This is a genomic window from Mesorhizobium sp. M7A.F.Ca.ET.027.03.2.1, from assembly GCF_003999175.1.
Lineage (GTDB): Bacteria > Pseudomonadota > Alphaproteobacteria > Rhizobiales > Rhizobiaceae > Mesorhizobium.
Map to the genome: position 1 here is coordinate 1 of NZ_RZOM01000408.1, position 4,967 is coordinate 4,967.

The following is a 4,967-nucleotide window of genomic DNA, read 5'->3' on the forward strand; positions in this document are numbered from 1 at the left end:
CGTAATAGACCTTGCCCGAACACAGCACGACGCGGCGGATCTTGGAATCCTTGGTGAGCTTGATCGCCTGGCCGGAAAGCAGTTGCGCATCGTCCCACAGCAGTCGGTGGAACGAGCTTTCGCCCGAAATTTCCGGCAGCGTCGACACCGCCCGCTTGTGGCGCAGCAGCGACTTCGGCGTCATCAGGATCAGCGGCTTGCGGAAGTCGCGCTTCAGCTGCCGGCGCAATATGTGGAAGTAGTTGGCCGGCGTCGTACAGTTGGCCACTTGCATGTTATCTTCGGCGCAAAGCTGCAGGAAGCGTTCGAGCCGGGCCGAAGAATGTTCCGGACCCTGGCCTTCATAGCCATGCGGCAGCAGGCAGACGAGGCCCGACATTCTGAGCCACTTGCGTTCACCCGAAGAGATGAACTGGTCGAACACCACCTGGGCACCGTTGGCGAAATCGCCGAACTGCGCTTCCCACAAGGTCAGCGCCTTGGGCTCGGCCAGGCTGTAGCCATATTCGAAGCCCAGCACCGCCTCTTCCGACAGCATCGAGTTGATGACTTCGTAGCCGGCTTGAGCCGCCGACAGATTGTTGAGCGGGATGTAGCGGGTCTCGTCGCGCTGGTCGTAAAGGACCGAGTGACGCTGCGAGAAGGTGCCGCGTTCGGAATCTTGTCCCGACAGGCGGATCGGATTGCCGTCGAGCAGGATGGCGCCGAAGGCCAGCGCCTCGGCCGTCGACCAGTCGATGCCTTCGCCGGACTCGATCGCCTGGCGGCGGTTTTCGAGGAAGCGGATGATCGTCTTGTGCGCCTCGAAATCCTTCGGCACCTCGGTCAGCTTCTTGCCGATTTCCTTCAGCGTCTTCACCGGCACGGCGGTCTTGCCGCGCCTTTGTTCGTCCTGGTTGTCGGCCGTGCGCAGGCCAGACCAGGCGCCGTCGAGCCAATCGGCCTTGTTGGGCTTGTAGTGCTGGCCGACTTCCCACTCGGATTCCAGATGCGCCCGCCAGTCGGCCTTGAGCTGGTCGAGCTCGGCCTGGGTGAGGTGACCCTCGGCGATCAGCCGGTCGCCGTAGATCTGCACGGTCGTCTTGTGGGTGCGGATGTTGCGGTACATGATCGGCTGGGTGAAGGCCGGCTCGTCGCCCTCATTGTGGCCGAAGCGGCGGTAGCAGAACATGTCGACCACAACAGGCTTGTGGAACTTCATGCGGAATTCGATCGCCACCTTGGTGGCGTGCACCACGGCTTCCGGATCGTCGCCATTGACGTGGAAGATCGGCGCTTCGATCATCTTGGCGACGTCGGACGGATAGGGCGACGAGCGCGAGAAGCGCGGATTGGTGGTGAAGCCGATCTGGTTGTTGATGATGAAATGCAACGTGCCGGCGACGCGGTGGCCGCGCAGGCCGGACAGGCCGAGGATCTCGGCAATCACGCCCTGGCCGGCGAAGGCGGCGTCGCCATGCAGCAGTAGCGGCAGCACCTTGGCGCGCTCTTCCAGCGGCACGATCTCCTCGCGGCTGCGGCCGAACAGGTAATCCTGCTTGGCGCGCGCCTTGCCCATCACCACCGGATCGACAATTTCCAGATGCGAGGGATTGGCGGTCAAGGACAGGTGCACCTTGTTGCCGTCGAACTCGCGGTCCGACGAGGCGCCGAGATGGTACTTGACGTCGCCCGAGCCCTCGACCTCGTCGGGGGCGGCCGAGCCACCCTTGAACTCGTGGAAGATGGCGCGGTGCGGCTTGGCCATCACCTGCGAGAGCACGTTCAGCCGGCCGCGATGCGCCATGCCGAGCACGATTTCCTTCATGCCGAGCTGGCCGCCGCGCTTGACGATCTGCTCCAGGGCCGGGATCAGCGCTTCACTGCCATCGAGGCCGAAGCGCTTGGTGCCCTTGTACTTGACGTCGATGAACTGCTCGAAGCCTTCGGCCTCGACCAGCTTCTGCAGGATCGCCTTCTTGCCGGTGGCGGTGAAGGTGATCTCCTTGTCGGCGCCCTCGATACGTGCCTGGATCCAGGCCTTTTCCTCGGGATCGGAAATATGCATGAACTCGACGCCGAGCGTCGAGCAATAGGTGCGGGTCAGGATTTCCAGCATCTGCCGGATGCTGCCGAATTCGAGCCCGAGCACATTGTCGAGGAAGATCGGCCGGTCGTAATCGGCTTCGGTGAAGCCGTAATTTTCCGGCGACAGCTCGTTGTAGTCCTCGAGCGGCTTGGCGATGCCGAGCGGGTCGAGATTGGCATGCAGATGGCCGCGCATGCGGTAGGCGCGGATCATCATGATGGCGCGCACCGAATCGCGCGTCGCCTGGTGCACGTCGGCGTCGGACAGGACGACGCCGTTGGTGACCGCCTTGTCCTTGACTTTCTTTTCGATCGTCTTCTCGACGATACCCCAATTGCCGTCGAGCGCCGACACCAGTTCGCCATTGGCCTGCAGCGGCCAGGAGGGCTTGGCCCAGGAGGCGCCCTTGGCATTCCTGCGCACATCGCCGGCGTCGTCCTTCAGCCCGGCGAAGAACTCCTGCCATTCGGGGTTTACCGACTCCGGATCGTCCTCATAAGACGCATAAAGCGAGTCGATGTAATCGGCATTGCCGCCATAGAGGAAAGAGGTGAGTGAAAATTGGTCGTTGGCCTGATCTTGTCTTGCCATTTTTGTCCGCGGAGCCTGGCTCCGTCTCCTGTTTGGAGCGAGTAGGGAGTAGCGAATAGCGAGTAGGGATTCCCCAGTGGTCGCGCCGCTAGTCTGTCTTTCCTATTCGCTATTCACTACTCGCTACTCACTTTAACCCTTGATCGCCTCGACCAAGGTCGTGCCCAGCCTTGCCGGCGAAGGCGAAACTTTTATCCCGGCCGATTCCATCGCCGCGATCTTGTCTTCGGCGCCGCCCTTGCCGCCGGAGATGACCGCGCCCGCATGACCCATGGTGCGGCCGGCCGGCGCCGTGCGCCCGGCGATGAAGCCAGCCATCGGCTTTTTGCGGCCGCGCTTGGCTTCGTCCTTGAGGAACTGCGCGGCGTCTTCCTCGGCCGAACCGCCGATCTCGCCGATCATGATGATCGACTTGGTCTCGTCGTCGGCGAGGAACATCTCGAGCACGTCGATGAACTCGGTGCCCTTGACGGGGTCGCCGCCAATGCCGACGGCGGTGGTCTGGCCGAGGCCGACATTGGTGGTCTGGAACACGGCCTCATAGGTAAGTGTTCCCGAGCGCGAAACAACGCCGACCGAGCCCTTGCGGAAGATGTTTCCGGGCATGATGCCGATCTTGCATTCGTTGGGCGTGAGCACGCCCGGGCAGTTCGGCCCAATCAGGCGCGAGGTCGAGCGGTCGAGCCTGGCCTTGACCCTGATCATGTCCATCACCGGGATGCCTTCGGTGATGCAGATGATCAGCGGGATCTCGGCCTCGATCGCTTCGAGGATGGCTTCGGCGGCACCCGCCGGCGGCACATAGACGACCGAAGCGTTGGCACCGGTCTTTTCCTTGCCCTCGGCGACCGTGGCGAAGATCGGCAGGTTTTCACCCTTTGAGCCGGTCCACGTCTCGCCACCCTTCTTGGGGTGGATGCCGCCGACCATTTTCGTGCCGTGATAAGCCAGCGCCTGTTCGGTGTGAAACGTGCCGGTCTTGCCGGTCAGGCCCTGCACCAGCACCTTGGTGTTCTTGTCGACGAGAATGGACATGGGAGCCCTTTTCTAAAAACCGTTGATCGAGGAAAACATGGTCAGAGCCGCTTCAGGTCAGCGACCGTGAGGTCGCTCTTGGCATTGCCGGTGTTGAGCGTCGTCGCCGGCTCGAACATCAGCACGACCGGTTCCGCGGTGAGCGAACGCGGCCGGTGCTCGACACCGCGCGGTACGACGATGAAGTCGCCCTCGCCGAGCTCGACCGGACCGTCACGGAAATCGATGGCGATACGCCCGCGCAGCACGAGGAAGGCTTCATCCTCATGGTCATGCGCATGCCAGTCGAACATCTCGCCGAACTTGGCGACCTTCGCCTGGCTGTCGTTGACGTCGCCGGCGATATGCGGATCGAAAACCTTGGTGATGGTCCGATCCGCCGCCTCGACGAGGTTTATCTTGCGCGGAGGCATCCGCTCAGCCCTTTACCGCCGCCACGATCTTCTTGGCTGCATCGTCGAGATCGTCGGCCGACACGACGTTGAGGCCGCTGTCGTTGATGATCTTCTTGCCGAGCTCGGCATTGGTGCCTTCCAGGCGCACCACCAGCGGCACTTCCAGGCCGACTTCCTTGACCGCGGCAATGACGCCCTCGGCAATGATGTCGCACTTCATGATGCCGCCGAAGATGTTGATCAGGATGCCCTTGACCGCCGGATCCCGGGTGATGATCTTGAACGCCGCCGTGACTTTTTCCTTGGATGCGCCGCCACCGACATCGAGGAAGTTGGCGGGCTCGGCGCCATAGAGCTTGATGATGTCCATCGTCGCCATGGCGAGGCCGGCGCCGTTGACCATGCAGCCGATATTGCCGTCGAGCGCGACATAGGCGAGGTCGTATTTCGACGCCTCGATCTCCTTCTCGTCCTCTTCGGTGGTGTCGCGCAGTTCGAGCACGTCGGGGTGGCGGAACAGCGCGTTGTTGTCGAACGACACTTTCGCGTCGAGCACGCGCAGCCGGCCGTTCTTCATGACGATCAGCGGGTTGACCTCGAGCAGGCTCATATCCTTCTCGACGAAGGCCTTGTAGAGGATCGGGAACAGCGTATCACCGTCCTTGGCCGCATCGCCGTCGAGCTTGAGCGCGCCGTTGAGCGCCATCAGGTCGGTTGTTGTGACGCCTTTTTCCGGATCGATGGCGACGGTGATGATCTTTTCCGGCGTGTCATGGGCGACCGCCTCGATGTCCATGCCGCCTTCGGTCGAGACGACGAAGGCAATGCGGCCGACCGAACGGTCGACCAGGATCGACAGATAGAGCTCGCGTTCGATG

The 4,967-nt window shown here is 62.4% G+C and carries 4 protein-coding genes; all 4 read right to left on the bottom strand.

Annotated features, from left to right (window positions below):
* A partial coding sequence (locus EN750_RS18290; protein ID WP_127397250.1) for a 2-oxoglutarate dehydrogenase E1 component occupies nucleotides 1-2,659 on the bottom strand: 2,659 nt, incomplete at its 3' end.
* A gap of 132 nt (nucleotides 2,660-2,791) precedes the next feature.
* Complete coding sequence (sucD, locus tag EN750_RS18295; protein WP_127397251.1) at nucleotides 2,792-3,694, bottom strand: succinate--CoA ligase subunit alpha; 903 nt, start codon at nucleotides 3,692-3,694, stop codon at nucleotides 2,792-2,794.
* A 41-nt stretch (nucleotides 3,695-3,735) separates the two neighbouring features.
* On the bottom strand, nucleotides 3,736-4,107 hold the full coding sequence (locus EN750_RS18300) for a cupin domain-containing protein (protein WP_127397252.1): 372 nt from the start codon (nucleotides 4,105-4,107) through the stop codon (nucleotides 3,736-3,738).
* A gap of 4 nt (nucleotides 4,108-4,111) precedes the next feature.
* Nucleotides 4,112-4,967: ADP-forming succinate--CoA ligase subunit beta (gene sucC, locus EN750_RS18305; protein WP_127397253.1), on the bottom strand; the 856-nt coding region annotated here is incomplete at its 5' end.

Bases quoted from the DNA above. Each gene is read 5' to 3' on its own strand.
- sucD (WP_127397251.1), bottom strand. From the start codon at position 3,694: ATGTCCATTCTCGTCGACAAGAACACCAAGGTGCTGGTGCAGGGCCTG.
- EN750_RS18300 (WP_127397252.1), bottom strand. From the start codon at position 4,107: ATGCCTCCGCGCAAGATAAACCTCGTCGAGGCGGCGGATCGGACCATC.